Here is a 17,345-nt window from a genome sequence, read left to right on the forward strand (position 1 = left end):
CAGAAAAGTGAATAGAAATTCTCGTCGTTAGTTACCTATTTTTAATAGATGAGAATTTTGCAAAGAAATGATAGAATTAAAAACTGGACATTTGGAGAAAGAGTGGTAATCCAGATTCAAGTAGAGTTCTGATGTTGAGTTAGTCTCAGCCGGCTTTAAGCGCCCAATGCTTTGATCTTTCTTTCAAACAACGGCGGGCAAAACTTTCTTCCGGTTAAGGATTGACGGACCTACCTCCGTCATCACTGATTCTATCGTCAGGCGGTATAAAAACGGGTTTCGTTGCACGAAGTCTAGGGGTGGATTTCGTATTGCGGGCAAATTGGCATGAAATGCCCCGTTTTTTTGCTGGCTGCTACGAATATGGCCATGCCGTTCGCGCGGTGTGTCCAGCGCATGCACTTTGAAAATCAGGGCGGTTTTCGATGATTGTGCGCAACTTGTAAAGCAATGCTGTGTTTTAACGTGCTCCACAGGGGGGCGTAACGCAGTAGGCAAGCCGATGAACAGGAGAACAAAATGACAGATACGGCCCTTGGCAATGGCCAGGATTTGCTGGTTGAGCTAACCGCCGACATCGTGGCGGCTTATGTCAGCAATCATGTAGTCCCGGTCAGCGACCTTCCGAATCTGATTTCCGACGTACATTCCGCCTTGAGCAACACCTCGGCGCCGGCTCCTGCCGTTACCGTGGTTGAAAAGCAGAAGCCGGCCGTATCCGTTCGTAAATCGGTACAGGATGATCAGATCACCTGCCTTGAATGCGGCGGCAGCTTCAAGTCGTTGAAGCGCCACCTGATGACTCATCACAGTCTTTCGCCTGAAGAATATCGTGAGAAGTGGGATTTGGCGGCTGATTACCCGATGGTTGCGCCTGCCTACGCCGAAGCCCGCTCGCGCCTCGCGAAGGAAATGGGCCTTGGCCAGCGCCGCAAGCGCGGTAGCCGCTAGAGCAATTCCAGGAAAAGTGCATAGCGGTTTTCCGTCCGGAATTGCGTAAAAACAATAGGATAGAGCGGTGAAGCGCTCTAAGTTCCTGAACCAACGATGCCATCGACAAAAAACCCGGCTTTCGAGCCGGGTTTTTTCGTATCGGCAATGTGGCTCAATCTATGCCGCGGCGCGTATTATCGCCTCTTCGCGGATACGTTTGATCATCGAGCGCAATCCATTGGCGCGCTGTGACGAAAGATGTTCGACGAGGCCGATCTTGCCGAAGACGTCGAGAGCATCGAGTGCTGCGATCTCGGACGCCTGCTTACCGGAATAGGTGGTGAGCACGATCGCCACCAGCCCGCGCACGATATGCGCATCCGAATCACCTTCAAAGGTCAGGACAGGATTTTCCGGATCGCCCGCAGCATGGGTCACCAACCAGACCTGGCTGGCGCAGCCCTGCACCTTGTTTTCCAGTGTCCGTTTCTCTTCAGGTAGATCCGGCAGCGCTTTGCCCAGCTCGATCACATAGCGATAGCGGTCCTCCCAGTCATCCAGGAAGGAGAAATCGTCAATGATCTGTTCAAGCGTTGCCATCATGCCAGTCCAATTGTCTATTTGCTTGGATATAGGTGAAAAGGCCGATGATTTGAACCCATGACAAAAAAGAACGCCGTGAGCGATGGCAGGCTCACGGCGCATAAAGGGGAGGCATAGTCATCGATGGAAGCGGATATCAGGTGCGCGGCTTCGGCAGCGGTACCGGAATATAAGACGGCAGCCTGACGGTGCCGGTGACGACCGCATCGGCAGTCTCGGTGTTGAGCGTGCGCTTGGCGGGCATGGGCTGTGCCACGGCAACAGCCTGTTCACGATTGACGGCGGGGGCGGACGCAGCCTGGCTGGCGGCCGCCTGTTCGCCGGACTTGTCGTCCTTAAAGTGCTGGCCGAGGAGATCATAGGCGACGCGGGCGCCGTCACGGGCTTGGTAGCCGAGTGCGGTCAGCGTTTCGCCGCCTTTCAGGCAGACATCGGGTTTCTCCGTGCACATGGCGCCGACATATTGCATGACGCCGCTTGCGGCCGAGAAGGCATCGGAAACCTGTACCTTCGGTTCGTCCGCCGATCGCGGCGCACCCTCGGGCTTCGCGAAGATCGGCAGGAACATGAGAACCAGTGAAAACCAGAACCCTGCTCTAATGAGAAACCACATTGTCTTGCCATCCTCTATTTCGTTCGGTCTTGCTGCCGATCGAATTCGTTTTTCTGATGTGCTCAGACCCTATTCGACAGAGGACAACACCGCTTTTCAAAACTTGGATGCATTTTCGGCAAATTTGATTCAAATTGTAGCAATCGGCATTTCACGCGTATTTATGTCGAATTGTAGCGATTGCTGTTAAGTATGTCTCGGCCGATCTGCCTGATATCCCGGGCCTTGCGGGCGCCGGCCTCCGCATAAAGGTTAACGTGTGACGGAAATCTAAATAAAATCCGCTGCTTACCCGCTGTTAACCACAAAAACCAAAGGTCTCGCGATGTGCGTCAAAACGAGATTTTCGGGCTTTTTCGACGGATCCGCGCACCCGTCCTTTATTGTTTCCTTAAGTCGCAAAGGCCTATTGTGCGGTTGAATAACAGACCGTTTGTACGGGTTTTGGTGTGCGCGTATTGAGTAACATTGTTGGCAGGGCTGGAGCCCTCGTGGACCGGGCAGGCGGAAGCTGGCTCTCCCGGACAAGCGGGAACGGTGAGGTCCGTGAACCGGAGTTGGCGATCCTGCGCCGGCTCGCGCTCGCCTCTTCTGTGGCACTTGTCGTCGTTCCCGCAGGGCTCTCCTTTATTACCAGCCCCGCCGTGGCTCTGCCGGTTGGCGTCGCCACCGTCTGCGCTGGATTTCTCTTTTCCGCCGTCGGCAGCATTGCTCTATCGCGCCTGCGTCCCGCATCCCTGCCGGTCGAGGCCGTTGTCGTCGAGCATCGCGATCTGATGCTGGAAGCAGCTTCTGGTCTTGTGCTCCTGTTCGATCCGCAGGGCAGCGTCACCGCTGTTGGCGGTCGCGATCGTTCCGAATTCCTGAGCTGGATGCGCGATCCCTCCGGCCGCGGTTTTGTCGAGCAAGTGCATGTCTCCGACCGCATCCTGTTTCTGCAGGCGGTCGACAAGCTTCGTCAGGGCAGTGAAGCCCTCGGCGTCGATTTGCGCCTGGAACGTTCGGCCGTTGTCGAGGGCAACGACCAGTTTGTCCATATCCGCATGGAACTGAGTGCGCGACGCGACAGCGAGGGCCGGTTGACCGGGATCGTCACCCAGTCGCGTGACATTTCCTATGATCAGCAGCTTCGCGAGCAGGCTGCCCGCAAGGCGGCAGAAGCGGAATCGGCCAATGACGCCAAGTCGCGCTTCCTGGCCGCCGTCAGCCACGAGCTGCGCACGCCGCTCAATGCCATCCTCGGTTTTTCCGATATCCTCAGCGGCGAATATTTCGGCAAGCTCGAGAACAATCGCCAGCGCGAATATGTCGGCCTGATCCGCCAGTCGGGCGCGCACCTGCTCTCGGTGGTCAACACCATGCTCGACATGAGCAAGATCGAGGCCGGCCGCTACGAACTTCTGCTCGAGCCTTTCCCTATCGAAGCCTCCATCGGCGCTTGCGAAGCGATGCTGGCTCTGCAGGCAAAGGAAAAGGGGTTGACGTTGACGAGCCGGGTGCAGCGCGGTCTCGGCGAGATCGTCGCCGACCAGCGCGCCATACAGCAGATACTCATCAACCTCGTCGGCAACGCCATCAAGTTCACCGATGCGGGCGGCGCGGTCACCATCGATGCGGCAATGACCGATGGGATGCTGAAGCTCTCGGTCAGCGACACCGGCATCGGCATCGCTACCGAGCGGCTCGCCTCGCTCGGCCAGCCTTTCGTACAGATTCAGAATGATTATACCCGCCGCTACGCGGGCACCGGGCTTGGCCTGTCGCTGGTCAAGGGGCTGGTGGCGCTCCATGGCGGCAGTTTCGCCATTGCCAGCGCGCCCGGCGAGGGCACTGTTATCACGATCCTTATCCCGTTTGACGGCTCCGGCGCCGTGACGGTTCAACAGCCTGTGGATGTCAACCGCACGGTCGATTTTCCGCCACGTCTGAAACATAATCTGGAGATGAGCGAGAAGCGCAAAGAGGAAGAGGTGAATGGCCCCGCAAAAGCGAAAATCGCCTAAGGGAAAGGGCCGGGGCAAGCGCAAGCAGCCCGGCCTTGCTTCCCGGGGGGCGGTTGCCGTTGGCAGCCTTGGCCTGCGCGGTGCTGGCGCGCTGGGCGGCCTCGGCGTGCGTGGCGTCGGTGCCTTAGCCACCTTATGCGGCGGTGTTGTCGGCCGGCATCCGGCAGTCGCCGCCGGTATCGCAATCTTTTTCGCGGTCTTTGGTTTCGTGACTGCCAATGCGCTCTGGTATCAGTCGGGCACGCACCCGTCGCCATTGCTGCGCACGCGTGACCCCAACTCCCCCTATCAGATCCCCGGCCGCAAGCCCTTCCTGCATGCGCAGCAGGCCGATACCGGCAATGTCACCACATTCCGCATCGAGCGGCAGGATGCGACGGCGGCGAATGCCGCTTCGCCCAGCGCACCCGCTCAAACCGCCAGCCTGTCGGCAACACAAGCGCCGGCTGCGGCCACAACGGCCCCATCGAAGCTGGTTGCCGACGTGCAGGCCGAACTGATCCGCCACGGCCTTTATGACGGCGCCGCCGACGGTGTCGTCGGATCGCGCACGACTGCCGCCATTCTGTTCTTTCAGGAAGCGTCCGGCCTGGCGCAGACCGGCGTAGCAAGCCCGGATCTGCTGGCCGCGTTAAAGGCCAGTGACGCCGGCACCCACGCCCCCGCCAAAACGGGCGTTGCGGCTGTCCCGGCGGAGCGGCCTATCAATGTTTCCGCCAAAGCTTCCGCCATCGATCCCGTCGCCGCAGCCATTCAGAGTGCGGAGAAGGATATCCGGCCGGGTGCCGCGCCCAGAAGCGCGCCAAGCGACGCGGTCAATACCGTCAACATGGTGATGCAGATCCAGAAGGGCCTTAGCAACATCGCCTACAGCAATGTCAGCGTCGACGGCGTTGCCGGCGAACAGACGAAGGCCGCCATCCGCCGTTTCCAGAAGCACTACCGACTGCCGGAAACCGGCGAGCCCGACTTGGCGGTCCTGAAGAAACTGCAGGACATCGGCGCGCTTTAATCCTTCCCTTGATTGCTTCGCTTCCAACCGCTCGCTATAGCTCAGCCATGAGATTGCGCAGCGACATCTTCGTTTCCGCCTTGACCCGCCGTCTTTTTGCCCGTGGCGATTTCGCCGCCGTGGAGCACAAGGGGGCGGAGGAGGCCGGAGCGATCTTCATCCGCCAGCGTTTTCGCGACGGGCTGGAAACACTCTATGCCCCCGCTCCGCAAAGCTTCTTCGATGAAGAGGAGAGCGGGACGCGCCTGTTCGAAGTCCGCTTGGATCGCAAGGAAGCGGAAGATATCAGGCAGACGCTGGACCGTGAGCTGAAATTCGACCCCGATCTCTGGATCATCGAGCTGGAGACCGATGATATCGCCGACATCGTGCCGCTGGCGAATCTGAAAGATCGCGACAAGCTTTAGGGTAGGCGGTCCTTTGAGCCTGTTCCCGGCGGCCATTCGTTGGTGTCATGGTCGGGATGCTGCCGGTTCGACGCGATGATGCGGGGCAGGTATCCATTCGGATCGACCGCGTAGGTCGAATGATCTCCCGGGAGTTCATGCAAGCTGGAATACCAGGAGACCCGGCTCTCATTGCCATATTGAACAACCGGCGGCACCCCATCGGGCTGGTCGAAGGTTCCCGCGAGAATGCCTATGTCTTCGAATTCCGGATATTCGAAAATCATCGGCGTGCCGCAATCCTTGCAGAAACCGCGTCGCGCCATGGCGGAACTGTGAAACCAGGAAAGCGTGCCCCGCGTCACCCGAAACGCCGTCTTCATGACAGGGCAGATGACGGCAAACGGACCGCCGACCGCTTTCTGGCACATCCGGCAATGGCACACATGCACGTTTTGAGGGGGAAGGTCGCAGGCAAAGCGAATGGCGCCGCATTGGCAGCCACCGGTCAATGAATGGGCAGTCGTATCACGGGTCATGTCGCTATCCGCGTGGAGAGGTCGGCAGGCTGGCGATCAGACTGCAATGCTACCACGCAATGGGAAGAGGCGACACGCCAAGAACTGGCGAACGACTATGTCACCGTGACCGGCTGACCACACGCAATTCGCGGATCTGACTTGCCTTGGGGCCAAAAAGTGGCGCTGCAGGCTTCTGTTCCGGCGGCAGATAGGTATAGCGGTCGGCGCGGCGCCAGGCCTCGACACGGGCCTGACTTTCCTCCGCATCGATGCTGTCGAGCACCAACCAGGCGCGGCTGACGGTGCCATGCTGTTCGGCCAGATGCGGATAGAAGCGCTCCAGCGCATACACGGCATCGGCAAAGCCCATGCCAAGGCTGGTCAGCGTCACCGCCAGTTGCTGGCCTGATGTATCGATCATGATGCGCTCGGCAAGCCAGCGGCTGGAGGAAAGCGCGTCGGCAAGCGTGGCGGCAAATTGCTGGGCCTCGCGTTCACGGGCGAAACGCACCAGCAATGCTTCCTGCACATCGGAAAGACTGCGAAGGCCCAGACGGTCGTTATTGTCTCGGGCGAGATGGCGGGCGACCTGCTTGATCTTCTGTCGCAGGGCTTCTTCACGGGCGAGACGCTCGGCCTCGACATCGACGGCGCTCGGTTCCGGCTGCGGGGCCGGAGCGGCCACTGAGGAAGCCGATAGGGTCATGCCGCGTTCCGGCTCAGCCTGGTGCAGGCTGACAAGGGCGTCGATGACTTTCGGAGATAGCGACGGCCGGCGGACGATCGCTTTCGCATGCGCGGCACCCTGTGTGCGGGCGATGGTGATCAGCGTATCGTCGTCGATTGCCTGCGAACTCGTCAAAAACGGAGCGGCAATGGCGATCGGCTGGCAGCCGATGAAAAGGGAGACGGGCGGCGGCACGGTCGCGCATTGTGAGAGTGCGGCGACGGCCTGACGTTTTGCTTCCTCGGATGAGGCCTGGAAGACAGGCGTGAAGAGTTCGGCAAACTGGCGAAGCTCAGATTTCGACGGATGTTTCAGGCCTTCGAAACTGGTGACCGTCGCCATCAGAACCACGTCTTTCTTGCGGACTGTCGCAGGCTCTTCGAGATCTCGAAACCGGTCACGCACGCCAACACCCATACTGATACGCAAAACAAAAAAGACGGGAACCGGATCGGCAAATCCATGCGGCGCTGCCTCTTTCTTTGGCCGAGCCGGATCGCGCTTTGGTTCTCGCGGGCGCAATCAGCTATGGCTATCGAAACGGGCGTGGACACGGTCGTCCTGATCTGGCTTTTTCGGAAGAGTAAGGGGCGCAGAGTTAACGGTTGGTGAAGACTTTATTAAAATCCAAATAAAAATTGCGCGTTAAGCTTGCGCCAAGGTAGCGAGCGAATTTTCGCCGGACTGTCTGCGTTTGCGGGCATTCAACCCTGACGAAAACTGCTTCGCCGCCATCCGCTGAAGGTTGCGCTCAACTTATAGGGGATTCGTCGGTTTGCCATAGGCGTAGGGAGGTTGCCCCGTGGATGGACTCGACAGTCTGAGGCCGATTTTCGTTGAAGAGGGGAGTTCTCAGAGCTTTGCTCGCAGCATCAAAGGCTCAGAGCCCCTTATGCTCCCGCAAGGCGGCTAGCAGTCTTTCCGAGGTATTGTAGCCGGATTGAAAAAGGCCGATCGCCGCCGTTGCCGCGAACTGCGCCTCGGTGCTTTTGATATCGATGCGCTTTTCCAGGCACCATTTATCCAACGCGCCGCGCAGCACGATAACGTCCTCCGGAGAAAAGAAGGAATTGGTCGTCACTGACATTGCCCGCCCTCAAATTTCGCCCTCTACAATACGTTAAATTTTTGCTGCAGCAAATAATATTTGCGTGACACTTTTCTGCAACGCACGGGTTGCGCGGCTATTTGCGAATAATGGCCTTTGTTTGTCTAAAACTATGATTCTGCAATGTTTTACGGCTCAAATGATTCCAGAGATTTTTACATCGCATATGAAACCAAATCCGTCTTCTCAGCGTTAGATGATCACGGTGCCGCGAGAGCAGAGGAAATGCCGAAGCGAGGCGCGGCGATGATTAGCATTCTGTTAACTACAGTATGTCTCAATTCGGGTGATAACGGCGATTTGCAGAGTTTAGTCGCATGATTATTCGCATGGCCGCCACAGTTGGGCGTCCATGTCACGGTGTCTGGGGAATGCCGTGAGAATGGCGTGAATGCCCTTTTGTCATAGCCGCAGGAGGCGGCGAAGACTTTGGGGAACGCTAGCCCGCTTTGGAATAGCGGGCAGGATGAAATTAGTCGCTTCATCCGTCTCGGGCCGTAAATGGAGACGAGAATGGCAGAGATCATATCCCTTTTGGATCGAAGATCGCGCTTGCCGCTACGGGCTCAGAAGGAGCCGGTCGAGGCGAAGATTCTTCTGTTCACCGGCGTGCGTTACGAACGCCTCGACGTCAGCTCCCATCGTCCCGGAACGGGATCGAAGCGGGCGAAGGGCAAGTAGTTCGGCAGAGTGCCGGCGAGATGCGCCGGCGCGACCCCGCCTGGGCGGTTTCGGTACTGTGGCCCGAGCCACGATACGCGTGCGAGCCACTTGCCGGCTCTTACCGGGCTCGGCCTTGAGCTTTGCAACTAAATCTTAGCGTCCATCAAACACATCGCATCCGGCTTCCGACAGGAAGCTTCGGGCGGCGTCATCAAAGCTCGCCTGGGGCGCCATTGTGCGCAGCACGACATAGCCCTGCGCGCGCGGCGCCTCGACCAGGATCGATTGCGCGAGCGACGGCGGCAAGGCCTTGCGGATACCCGTGAGCTGGATCGGCGAGGCGAGCAGCAAATCCAGCACGCCGCCGACCGAGGTGCGGTCGCTCATGCTGAAAACCTCGTTCGATGCGGCATCATAGACCGACAGCGACCAGAAGGGCACCTTTCCCTTGGCCGTCAGCCGGATCGGCTGAGTCTCGATATCGAAGGCGCAGACAGCCGTGCGGATGTAGGGATCGCTGTTGGAAAGCCCCGCATCGTCATCCTTGTAATCAAGCATATAGAAGTGGTTTTCATCGCCCTCATCCTCGACGCGGGTATAGGCGTCGCGGTCGGAAAAATGCGGCAGGGAGAGGATGATGATGACGTGCAGGAGTGTAGCGCCAAGCAGGCCTGTCAGAATGGTGAAGACGACCCTAAACATGGCCGCACCCGATTTTCTGGAGCTTCGGCATGGATAGATCGATAAGGCCGGAATTGCCGGCCGCAGGCGAATCGAAGAGCGTCCACACCAGGCGGAAGTTGCCGGAAGCGGGCAGCGCCAGCCAATTACCCGCTTGTGCGTCCGGTGAAACGGTAATGGAGAAGCTCGAATCCGGATTGCGCAGCACGATCCAGGAATTGAGCGCAGACGGCCGATCGGTGGATTCGCTGAGCGGCTCGCCGTCATCGCCTGCGATGAACAGCGTCCACAGCCGCGCCGGCGGCGTCTGGCCCGAGATGCGATAGCTGCATCCCGCCGTCAGCCGCGCGCCGGCATCGTCGTCGGAGGCGGTGAACACCAGCCCCTCCGCGGTGCCATAAAGCAATCGTCCGGCGCGGGCGCGATGCGATTTCGCGTAAGGATCGGCGTCGGCCGTGTGCATTTCGGGAAATGCCTGCCAGGCGCCGAGCTTGATCGCACCGAAACCCGAGGTCGCATCCAGCGCAAAAAGCGTGAACAGGATTCCCCCGCCAAAGGCGATCACCAGTGAAAGCGCGACAAGAAAGGGAACCCGGAACACTCTAAGATCGTCCTCGTGACCAATCAGAGGGCGATTTATCCCTGATTCTGACGGGCGGGGGAAGTGCAGGCGGTTGTTTAGCGGACTTGCCGCACCAAAAGCAGCGGTAACAAGAGGTCGGTTCGGACTTGGCGAGCATAAAGCCGCGGGCAGCCCAATTTCACTCCGCCGCTGCCATTTTCTGCGCGGCAGGCGGCGCTGCCGCCTTCAGCTTCTCGCCGATATCGCGCAGGATTTTCGTGGAATCCACCGACAGCGAGCGCGGCCGGATGAGCGGGGGCAGGGGATTGTCGTCGGGCGTCGCAGCTTTCTTGGCGGCCACGGTCTGCGGCTTTTGCACCGGGAAGGGATTGTCGATGCCGGGGATCGGTTTCAGCACGATGCCCTGGTGGGCATAGTCCATGATCTTCTTGAAGGTCATCGCCGGCAGCGTGCCGCCCGTCATGTTGTTGGTCGAAGTATAGTCGTCGTTGCCGAACCAGACAGCGCAGGTGTAATTGCCGGTGAAGCCGATGAACCAGGCATCGCGATAGGCTTGCGTCGTGCCAGTCTTGCCGCCGACGACGATGCCGCGCTCGAGGGCTGCCTTGCGCCCGGTACCGATGATCGGAATCTGGGTTAGCATCTGGTTCATGTAAGAATTGGCTTTTTCGGAGAGCACCCGTTTGGCCGGCGGCTCATCGCGACTGAAATCGTAGAGCACCTTGCCGTCATAGCCCATGATCTGCGCGACGCCGTGGCGGCGCGACTGCATGCCGTCAGCCGGGAATACGGAATAGGCCGTTGCCTGATCGAGTACGGTCACTTCCGAAGTGCCGATCGGAATGGTCTTGTCGTTGCGGATCGGGGTTTCCACGCCCAAGTTCTTCGCCATGTCGCGGATCGGCTGGATGCCGAATTTCTCCTTGGCAAGGCGCACGGGAATGGTGTTGATCGACTGTGCGATCGCCTGGGTCAGCGTCACCTTGCCTTCATAACGGTTTTCGTAGTTGTGCGGGCTCCAGTTGCCCCAGGTGATCGGCGCGTCGACGATGGTCGATGTCGGCGTCATGCCGCTCTCCATCGCGACGGAATAGGTGTAGATCTTGAAGGACGACCCCGGCTGGCGCAGTGCCTTGGTGGCACGGTTGAACTGGCTTTCGCCGTAGTCCCGGCCGCCGACCATGGCGCGCACCGCGCCGCCGTTTTCGATCATGACGCTCGCGCCCTGGCTGGCGTGATAGCGCTCGCCGTATTCCATCAGGCTGGATTCGATCGAATCCTCCGCAGCCTTCTGCAGGCCCATGTCGATGGTCGTGCGGACGATCAGCGAACGCTCGGGGAAATGGACAGCCAGCCGCTGCACCTCGTCGAAGGCCCAATCGAGGAAGAAGTCCGGGGATTCGATCTGAGCACGATCGACGACGGAGGCGGGATTGCGCCTGGCGGCGATGACTTGCCCCTCGGTCATCAGACCGCTTTGCACGAGGTTGGTGAGGACATCGTTGGCGCGGGCGCGTGCAGCCGGCAGGTTGACATGCGGCGCATATTTCGCCGGCGCCTTGAACAGACCCGCCAGCATCGCCGCCTCGGCCAGGTTGACGTCGCTGATGCTCTTGCCGAAATAGAATTGTGCTGCCGCGGCCGCACCGAAGGTTCCGCCGCCCATATAGGTGCGATCAAGATAGAGACTCAGGATCTGCTTCTTGGAAAGATTGGCCTCCAGCCAGATCGCGAGGAAGGCTTCCTTGATCTTGCGGTCGATTGAGCGCTCGTTGCTGAGGAAGATGTTCTTGGCGAGCTGTTGCGTCAGCGTCGAGCCACCCTGAACAACGCCGCCAGCTTGCGCATTGACGGTCAGTGCCCGGAACAGGCCGAAGACGTCGATACCGAAGTGGTCGAAGAAGCGGCGGTCTTCGGTCGCGAGAACCGCCTTGATGAAATAGTCCGGCAATTGGTCCACCGGCACCGAATTCTCATGAATGATGCCGCGATGGCCGACGACATTGCCGTAGCGATCGAGGAAGGTGACGGCGAAATTGCCGCGGTTGCGCCAGTCCCCTTGCGTGGCTTCGAAAGCCGGCGCTGCGAGCACGAGCATGACGATGGAACCGGCGGTGCCGAGCGTCAGCCCTTCGCCAAGCAGTTCGAACAGGATGCGCTTCCAGCCGCGGGTGCGGAACCGTCGGAAGAAAATGGTGATATCTTCCCAGAGTTCCGCGAGGCGAAAGCCTGCGTTCCATAGGGTAGAGTCGATCCAGGAATCGATACGCAGGAAAAAATGCCGCTTCCGGCGCGGCCGCTGCTTCGCTTGGCCTTCCGGCTGTGCATCGGGCTTGGTCTCTGGCCCGTTCTCTGGGTTGGATGGGTCTTCCACGCTCTACTTCCCGACCACAATGCCGCATCGCGCTTCCCCTACAGCGCCGCGCATCACATGTGACGCGTAAAGGTCGCTGTAGCACTTTAAATCTGCTGCATAATTTTATCCTTAAATCGGTTCCGATTGTAAGGAATTATGCAGAAGGACACGCAAAGCCTATCCTCTCATAGAGGCGCGAATTGAATAATTGGTTGATTTAGGGAAAAGAACAAGAGACATGCATGCCGCAGCCCGCATTTCCCTCGCGAGCGGCGAGGACGACGAGATGGACGACATACCTTTCTGGAAAACCAAGACGCTGACGGAGATGACCACGCCCGAATGGGAAAGCCTGTGTGATGGCTGTGGTCTCTGTTGTCTCAACAAGATCGAGGAGTGGGATTCGGGTGATGTCTATTTTACCTCGATCCGCTGCAAGCTGATGGACGGCGAAAGCTGTCGCTGCACCAGCTACCCGAACCGTTGGGATTTCGTGCCCGATTGCGTGCAACTGACGCCCGAAAAAGTTCCGGAGCTGGAATGGCTGCCGCCCACTTGCGCCTATCGCCTCGTCAATGAGGGGCGCGACCTCTATTGGTGGCATCCGCTGATATCGGGCGATCCGGAAACGGTTCATATAGCCCGCGTCTCCGCACGCGGCCGCACGGTCAGCGAAAACGATGTCGATCTCGATGATTTCGAAGACTTTATCGTCGACTGGCCGTTGACGGTGGAAGACGATATGGAAGCTAGTCCTCCGGCAAAGCCATAGTTTTCGGCGCCACGTTTCGCCAGCCTTGCCGGACGAGCGCGCGCATCGTGCCGTCATCCAGCATATGGTGCAAAAGCCGTGTCCAGCCCTTGAGCCCCCAGGCGCCCGGCACGGCGAGAATATGTTCCGGTACGGTTGCCAGCACCATCTGCTGCTGGTCGGGCGTCAGCTTGACAACGCAGAATTCCGCGCTCGGAAGCGTCAGATAAATTTTCCCGCGAACGCGAAAATCCCGGTTTCCAAAATGCGAGCTCTCCGCCGTTTCCGGCAGGCCGTGCGCAAGGGAAATGAGGTCTTCGTCGGTCATGGTCCAGAGACTAGCATGGGAGCGGAGTGCGCTGTAGCCATCCGCCTCTCTCTCTCTCTCTCTCTCTCTCTCTCTCTCTCTCTCTCTCTACCTCGTGCGACGAAACGGCCGCCCCGCTGGGACCGGCTCCTCGTTGAAATAACCGAGTACGCATGATATCGCGCGGTGCCTTCGCCAATGCATGGGAGCCTCCGCAGTGATCCGTCATATCGTCTTCTTCACCGTTCCCGATCGCGCCAATCTCGAAGCTGTCCGGTCCGGCCTGTCGATCCTGACGGCCATTCCGCACGCGCGCCTGCTGGAGATCGGAACGAATGTAAAGACCGATCAGCTCGGCACTGATGTCGACCTTGTGGTCTATGGCGAATTCGACGATGAAGCGGCCTTGGCGGCCTATAAGGCCCATCCGAACTATCAGCTTTCCATCGAACGCGTCCGCCCATTGCGCGAAATGCGGATTGCGGCGGACTATGAGAGCACGACCGCGGTGCGGAAGCCAATCTAGTAAGATCCTTCGCGGAAGGGATGGCTATTCGTCAATCTTTTCAAGAGCCTGGACAGTCTCGCGGAATCAAGTTCGCCGCATCCGGATTCATCGCGCGAAGTTTCTGAATCAATTTTTCACGGATTGGACTTAGCGCTCGAAAACATGGCGCGAAGCGATTCAAAAGACTCAAGAAAACCGCCGTGTTTTACGTGCGCAAAACACTTGAAGGCCGGTTGCATTGGCCAATAGAGCATCGCCGCTCATGGCGAGCTTATGCGTTGATGATAATCAAGATAGATTAAAAATGACTGACTTTTTGTCGTGCGCGCCTTCGACGCGCTTCGGCGGCTGAGATTGGAGCGTTTGACGAGCCGTTGCCGTCACATCGCTGAGATCGCCGCTGGCAGGTCAAATGAACACAAAGACTTAAAGGGAATGGACGTCCGCTCGCACGTTCTGCGCGTGGAAAATTACGCCCCATTCATTTGCCATTCAGACGCGTTTGGGTAAATATTTGCTCAAGTTAATGTCCCCGTGGGAAGTCTCGAGCATGGCATCATTTCTGAGCATAGCAGCAGCGGCCGCCGTCATGGCGGGCTCGGCTGTTCTGCCGACGCCGACGCCGACCCTGGTGGCGCGTGCGAACAGCGACTGCAGCGAGGCCGCCGCCGAAGTGGTTGCAAAGACGGGAGGGCAGCTCCTTTCCGCGCAGCCCTCAGGCGATAGCTGTGTCATCACCGTTCTCGTCCAGGGCAATGGCCAGCGGCCGCGCAAGGTGACCATGAAGGTGCCGATGTAGGTGGAAACACTTTCACACCGATGCACAAAGGACTCTCTAACGCTTTGAATCTCACTTAAAATCTTTATGGCCGAGCGATTCCACCCTGGCCTTATTTGCAGTACTATTTCTCGAACCGGGGAAATTGGATCGAAAGATGCGCATTCTTATAGTCGAAGACGACGTCAATTTGAATCGGCAGCTTGCCGAAGCTTTGAAAGAGGCAGGCTATGTGGTCGATACCGCCTTCGACGGCGAGGAGGGGCATTTCCTCGGTGAAACCGAGCCCTATGACGCCATCATTCTCGATATCGGCCTGCCGGAAATGGACGGGATCACCGTACTGGAAAAATGGCGTGGTGCAGGCCGGGGAATGCCGGTACTGATCCTGACGGCCCGCGACCGCTGGAGCGACAAGGTCGCCGGAATCGATGCGGGTGCCGATGACTACGTCGCCAAGCCGTTTCACGTAGAAGAGGTGCTGGCCCGCATCCGGGCGTTGATCCGCCGCGCCGCCGGCCATTCCTCGTCTGAAATCATCTGCGGCCCAGTCCGCCTCGATACCAAGAGCTCGAAGGCTACCGTCGACGGCAAGCCGCTGAAGCTCACCTCGCACGAATACAGGCTGCTTGCCTATCTCATGCATCACAAGGGCGAAGTCGTCTCGCGTACGGAACTGGTCGAGCATATGTACGATCAGGATTTCGACCGCGATTCCAATACGATTGAAGTTTTCGTCGGCCGTCTGCGCAAGAAGATGGGCGTCGATTTGATCGAAACAGTACGGGGTCTCGGCTATCGTATCCAAGCGCCGACCAATGCGAATTAAGTCACTCACCGCCCGCGTTTTGCTGTTGACCACACTCTGGTCCGCCGTAGCGCTGGTGGTGATCGGCCTCGTCATCTCCAATATCTATCGCAAGAGCGCCGAACGCGGGTTTCAGGACCTGCTGAGAGCGCAGCTCTATAACGTCATCAACTCCGTGACGATCGGTGACCAGGGCGCGCTGTCGGGCAGTCCGCAGCTTGGCGATCTACGTTTTGCCCAGCCGAAGACCGGCTGGTACTGGATGGTCGAACCGCTTGGCACCTACACGGCGACGCCACTGGTTTCGCCCTCGCTCGGCGCATCGAGCCTGCCGGTTCTTTCGGTTCTGGAAGCGCCTTTCGACAAGAATTACGAGCGCTATTATATCGTCACCGACGCCTTCGGAAACCAGGTGCAGGTGGCCGAGACCGAGGTCGTGCTCGATACCGACGGACGCGCCGCGCGCTTCCGCGTCACCGGCAACATCGCCGTGGTGGAGGACGATGTCCGCAACTTCTCCCACAGCCTCTATTTCGCTCTTGTCGGCTTCGGCGTCGGCAGCCTCATCGTCAACGCGCTGGCCATTCTCTACGGCCTGATGCCGCTCGATAAGGCGCGCGCGGCGCTGGAGCGCATCCGCGCCGGCGAGAGCGAGCGACTGCATGGGGATTTCCCGCGCGAAATCCTGCCGCTTGCCAATGAGGTCAATGCGCTGATCGACAGCAACCGTCGTATCGTGGAACGGGCGCGCATGCAGGTCGGCAACCTTGCCCATTCGCTGAAGACGCCGATCGCGGTTTTGTTGAACGAATCCCGCGTGCTGGAACGTTCGCATGGCGACCTCGTCAAAAACCAGGCCGAGGTCATGCAGGGGCAGGTGCAATCCTATCTCAATCGTGCCCGCATCGCTGCGCAGCGCGAATCCGTGCTTGCCCGCACCGACGCGGAGCCGGCGCTGGAGCGGCTGGTGCGCGTCATGCGGCGGCTCAATGCCGATAAGGAATTCGAGCTTTCCGTTTCGCCGCACCTGTCGCTCGCCATGGAGCAGCAGGATCTGGAGGAAACGGTCGGCAATCTCCTGGAAAACGCCGCGCGTTTTGCCGAACGCAAGGTGCGCGTCGCCGCCAACGAGGCACCGGCCGAGGTGAAGGGCATCGATCCGGCGCGGCGCCACTGGGTGGAACTGGTGGTTGAGGATGATGGGCCTGGCCTGGAGCCGGATCAGATCCGCGAGGCGATGAAGCGCGGTCGCCGGCTGGACGAAAGCAAGCCGGGCACGGGTCTCGGTCTGTCGATCGTCAGCGAGATCACCAATGAATATCAGGGACGGTTCGAGCTGTCCCGCGGTTCCTGGGGTGGACTTCGCGCCAGCCTAATTCTACCGGGGGTAACAAAGGATGTTGCGTGATGCGAGGCATGATGCCAGAAAGACTTGGGGCGCCACGGTGATGCCACATTGCAGTACCTATAGTTGTACTCGTTGATACTGGTTCGGTTGTATGAAGCTTCGTACTTTTTTTCTGATTGCTCCGTCCCTCGTTGCCGCCACCGCCCTTTCCGGCTGCTCGACCACGAGCGGCAAAGGCGGGAGCTTTTTTTCGTCGTCCGGTAAACCGGCGGCCTCGGCGCGCTATATCACGGCCTTGGAGGGTGGCATTGTCGGCCGCACCGGCATCAAGCTCAGCGACAATGATATGCAACGGGCGCTGGAAGCAGAATATCGTGCCCTGGAAACGGCACCGCTCGGTCAACCCGTCGCCTGGATCGGCAAGAATGTCAGCGGCCAGGTCGTGGCCGCCGCTCCCTATCAGGTCGGCTCGCAAAATTGCCGCCAATATACCCATACCATTACGGTCGACGACAAGCCGACCCAGGCGAGGGGCGCTGCCTGCCGCAACGACGATGGTACCTGGACGCCGCTGAATTAAAGTCCGCGCGCTGGAAATCGCGGCTAAACGCCTCAAATCTTCGTCAGCGGGGCTTTCACGGTTGGAATAAGCGCCC

20 protein-coding genes are annotated in these 17,345 nt (G+C 59.1%); 11 read left to right on the forward strand and 9 right to left on the reverse strand.

The features are described 5' to 3' along the window. Positions 1-519 precede the first annotated feature (519 nt). Positions 520-951: a Ros/MucR family transcriptional regulator gene (locus GGD50_RS02275; RefSeq protein WP_104822432.1), complete on the forward strand. Its 432-nt coding sequence runs from the start codon at positions 520-522 to the stop codon at positions 949-951. Positions 952-1,110: 159 nt separating this feature from the next. Here GGD50_RS02275 and GGD50_RS02280 read toward each other — a convergent pair whose 3' ends face one another. After that, positions 1,111-1,533 carry a SufE family protein gene (locus tag GGD50_RS02280; protein ID WP_183937611.1) on the reverse strand — a complete coding sequence of 141 codons (423 nt, stop codon included), beginning with the start codon at positions 1,531-1,533 and terminating at the stop codon, positions 1,111-1,113. A gap of 139 nt (positions 1,534-1,672) precedes the next feature. Then, a complete protein-coding gene (locus GGD50_RS02285) occupies positions 1,673-2,149 on the reverse strand; it encodes a DUF5330 domain-containing protein (RefSeq protein ID WP_183937613.1) in 477 nt (158 codons plus the stop codon). Positions 2,150-2,598: 449 nt separating this feature from the next. On the opposite strand from GGD50_RS02285, the gene GGD50_RS02290 reads away from it, so the two are divergent. From GGD50_RS02290 to GGD50_RS02300, 3 genes are read left to right on the forward strand one after another with little or no spacing between them, the layout of a single operon-like run. Beyond that, positions 2,599-4,152, forward strand: coding sequence for an ATP-binding protein (locus GGD50_RS02290; RefSeq protein ID WP_183937615.1), 1,554 nt, complete (start codon positions 2,599-2,601; stop codon positions 4,150-4,152). Then, on the forward strand, positions 4,124-5,164 hold the full coding sequence (locus tag GGD50_RS02295; protein WP_183937617.1) for a peptidoglycan-binding domain-containing protein: 1,041 nt from the start codon (positions 4,124-4,126) through the stop codon (positions 5,162-5,164). Before GGD50_RS02290 ends, GGD50_RS02295 begins: the two co-directional genes overlap by 29 nt. A gap of 47 nt (positions 5,165-5,211) precedes the next feature. Then, positions 5,212-5,571, forward strand: coding sequence for a DUF1491 family protein (locus tag GGD50_RS02300; RefSeq protein WP_183937619.1), 360 nt, complete (start codon positions 5,212-5,214; stop codon positions 5,569-5,571). Here the strand turns inward: GGD50_RS02300 and GGD50_RS02305 are convergent. From GGD50_RS02305 to GGD50_RS02315, 3 genes are all read right to left on the reverse strand, one after another. After that, complete coding sequence (locus tag GGD50_RS02305; protein WP_183937621.1) at positions 5,568-6,089, reverse strand: GFA family protein; 522 nt, start codon at positions 6,087-6,089, stop codon at positions 5,568-5,570. The two genes, GGD50_RS02300 and GGD50_RS02305, sit on opposite strands and share 4 nt — an antisense overlap. 100 nt (positions 6,090-6,189) lie before the next feature. Beyond that, a complete protein-coding gene (locus GGD50_RS02310; protein ID WP_183937623.1) occupies positions 6,190-7,203 on the reverse strand; it encodes a DUF2336 domain-containing protein in 1,014 nt (337 codons plus the stop codon). A 475-nt stretch (positions 7,204-7,678) separates the two neighbouring features. Then, positions 7,679-7,885, reverse strand: coding sequence for a hypothetical protein (locus GGD50_RS02315; RefSeq protein WP_183937625.1), 207 nt, complete (start codon positions 7,883-7,885; stop codon positions 7,679-7,681). 534 nt (positions 7,886-8,419) lie between these two features. Between GGD50_RS02315 and GGD50_RS02320 the strand changes: the two genes are divergently transcribed. Beyond that, entirely contained in the window at positions 8,420-8,587 is a 168-nt protein-coding gene (locus tag GGD50_RS02320; RefSeq protein WP_183937627.1) for a hypothetical protein, read from the forward strand. 135 nt (positions 8,588-8,722) lie between these two features. Here the strand turns inward: GGD50_RS02320 and GGD50_RS02325 are convergent, their stop codons facing one another. From GGD50_RS02325 to GGD50_RS02335, 3 genes are all read right to left on the reverse strand, one after another. Then, the gene (locus tag GGD50_RS02325; protein ID WP_183937629.1) at positions 8,723-9,271 is read right to left on the reverse strand and encodes a DUF1254 domain-containing protein; all 549 of its coding nucleotides are present in this window, start codon (positions 9,269-9,271) and stop codon (positions 8,723-8,725) included. Beyond that, positions 9,264-9,851, reverse strand: coding sequence for a DUF1214 domain-containing protein (locus tag GGD50_RS02330; RefSeq protein ID WP_183937631.1), 588 nt, complete (start codon positions 9,849-9,851; stop codon positions 9,264-9,266). Before GGD50_RS02330 ends, GGD50_RS02325 begins: the two co-directional genes overlap by 8 nt. A gap of 160 nt (positions 9,852-10,011) precedes the next feature. Then, a complete protein-coding gene (locus tag GGD50_RS02335; RefSeq protein ID WP_183937633.1) occupies positions 10,012-12,207 on the reverse strand; it encodes a PBP1A family penicillin-binding protein in 2,196 nt (731 codons plus the stop codon). A gap of 268 nt (positions 12,208-12,475) precedes the next feature. On the opposite strand from GGD50_RS02335, the gene GGD50_RS02340 reads away from it, so the two are divergent. Beyond that, positions 12,476-12,961: a YcgN family cysteine cluster protein gene (locus tag GGD50_RS02340; RefSeq protein WP_183937671.1), complete on the forward strand. Its 486-nt coding sequence runs from the start codon at positions 12,476-12,478 to the stop codon at positions 12,959-12,961. Here GGD50_RS02340 and GGD50_RS02345 read toward each other — a convergent pair. Then, entirely contained in the window at positions 12,939-13,268 is a 330-nt protein-coding gene (locus GGD50_RS02345; RefSeq protein ID WP_183937635.1) for an MmcQ/YjbR family DNA-binding protein, read from the reverse strand. The two genes, GGD50_RS02340 and GGD50_RS02345, sit on opposite strands and share 23 nt — an antisense overlap. 196 nt (positions 13,269-13,464) lie before the next feature. On the opposite strand from GGD50_RS02345, the gene GGD50_RS02350 reads away from it, so the two are divergent. The 5 genes from GGD50_RS02350 (at position 13,465) to GGD50_RS02370 (ending at position 17,269) form a co-directional block, all read left to right on the forward strand. Next, complete coding sequence (locus tag GGD50_RS02350) at positions 13,465-13,773, forward strand: Dabb family protein (protein WP_183937637.1); 309 nt, start codon at positions 13,465-13,467, stop codon at positions 13,771-13,773. Positions 13,774-14,305: 532 nt separating this feature from the next. After that, positions 14,306-14,554 carry a hypothetical protein gene (locus tag GGD50_RS02355; protein ID WP_133706776.1) on the forward strand — a complete coding sequence of 83 codons (249 nt, stop codon included), beginning with the start codon at positions 14,306-14,308 and terminating at the stop codon, positions 14,552-14,554. Between the two features lie 136 nt (positions 14,555-14,690). Further along, positions 14,691-15,362 carry a response regulator transcription factor gene (locus tag GGD50_RS02360; protein WP_028750821.1) on the forward strand — a complete coding sequence of 224 codons (672 nt, stop codon included), beginning with the start codon at positions 14,691-14,693 and terminating at the stop codon, positions 15,360-15,362. Beyond that, a complete protein-coding gene (locus GGD50_RS02365; RefSeq protein WP_183937639.1) occupies positions 15,352-16,749 on the forward strand; it encodes an ATP-binding protein in 1,398 nt (465 codons plus the stop codon). The genes GGD50_RS02360 and GGD50_RS02365 overlap by 11 nt, the downstream gene beginning before the upstream one ends. A gap of 91 nt (positions 16,750-16,840) precedes the next feature. Beyond that, a complete protein-coding gene (locus tag GGD50_RS02370) occupies positions 16,841-17,269 on the forward strand; it encodes a hypothetical protein (RefSeq protein ID WP_183937641.1) in 429 nt (142 codons plus the stop codon). Positions 17,270-17,345: the final 76 nt, after the last annotated feature.

It is taken from the genome of Martinezella paranaensis (assembly GCF_014200235.1).
Taxonomy (GTDB): Bacteria; Pseudomonadota; Alphaproteobacteria; order Rhizobiales; family Rhizobiaceae; genus Rhizobium; species Rhizobium paranaense.

Excerpts from the sequence above, each read along its gene's own strand:
- GGD50_RS02280 (WP_183937611.1), bottom strand. The coding sequence starts at position 1,533 with ATGGCAACGCTTGAACAGATCATTGACGATTTCTCCTTCCTGGATGAC.
- GGD50_RS02360 (WP_028750821.1), top strand. The coding sequence starts at position 14,691 with ATGCGCATTCTTATAGTCGAAGACGACGTCAATTTGAATCGGCAGCTT.
- GGD50_RS02305 (WP_183937621.1), bottom strand. The coding sequence starts at position 6,089 with ATGACCCGTGATACGACTGCCCATTCATTGACCGGTGGCTGCCAATGC.
- GGD50_RS02355 (WP_133706776.1), top strand. The coding sequence starts at position 14,306 with ATGGCATCATTTCTGAGCATAGCAGCAGCGGCCGCCGTCATGGCGGGC.
- GGD50_RS02365 (WP_183937639.1), top strand. The coding sequence starts at position 15,352 with ATGCGAATTAAGTCACTCACCGCCCGCGTTTTGCTGTTGACCACACTC.
- GGD50_RS02300 (WP_183937619.1), top strand. The coding sequence starts at position 5,212 with ATGAGATTGCGCAGCGACATCTTCGTTTCCGCCTTGACCCGCCGTCTT.
- GGD50_RS02275 (WP_104822432.1), top strand. The coding sequence starts at position 520 with ATGACAGATACGGCCCTTGGCAATGGCCAGGATTTGCTGGTTGAGCTA.
- GGD50_RS02325 (WP_183937629.1), bottom strand. The coding sequence starts at position 9,271 with ATGTTTAGGGTCGTCTTCACCATTCTGACAGGCCTGCTTGGCGCTACA.
- GGD50_RS02320 (WP_183937627.1), top strand. The coding sequence starts at position 8,420 with ATGGCAGAGATCATATCCCTTTTGGATCGAAGATCGCGCTTGCCGCTA.
- GGD50_RS02285 (WP_183937613.1), bottom strand. The coding sequence starts at position 2,149 with ATGTGGTTTCTCATTAGAGCAGGGTTCTGGTTTTCACTGGTTCTCATG.
- GGD50_RS02340 (WP_183937671.1), top strand. The coding sequence starts at position 12,476 with ATGGACGACATACCTTTCTGGAAAACCAAGACGCTGACGGAGATGACC.
- GGD50_RS02370 (WP_183937641.1), top strand. The coding sequence starts at position 16,841 with ATGAAGCTTCGTACTTTTTTTCTGATTGCTCCGTCCCTCGTTGCCGCC.
- GGD50_RS02315 (WP_183937625.1), bottom strand. The coding sequence starts at position 7,885 with ATGTCAGTGACGACCAATTCCTTCTTTTCTCCGGAGGACGTTATCGTG.
- GGD50_RS02345 (WP_183937635.1), bottom strand. The coding sequence starts at position 13,268 with ATGACCGACGAAGACCTCATTTCCCTTGCGCACGGCCTGCCGGAAACG.
- GGD50_RS02295 (WP_183937617.1), top strand. The coding sequence starts at position 4,124 with ATGGCCCCGCAAAAGCGAAAATCGCCTAAGGGAAAGGGCCGGGGCAAG.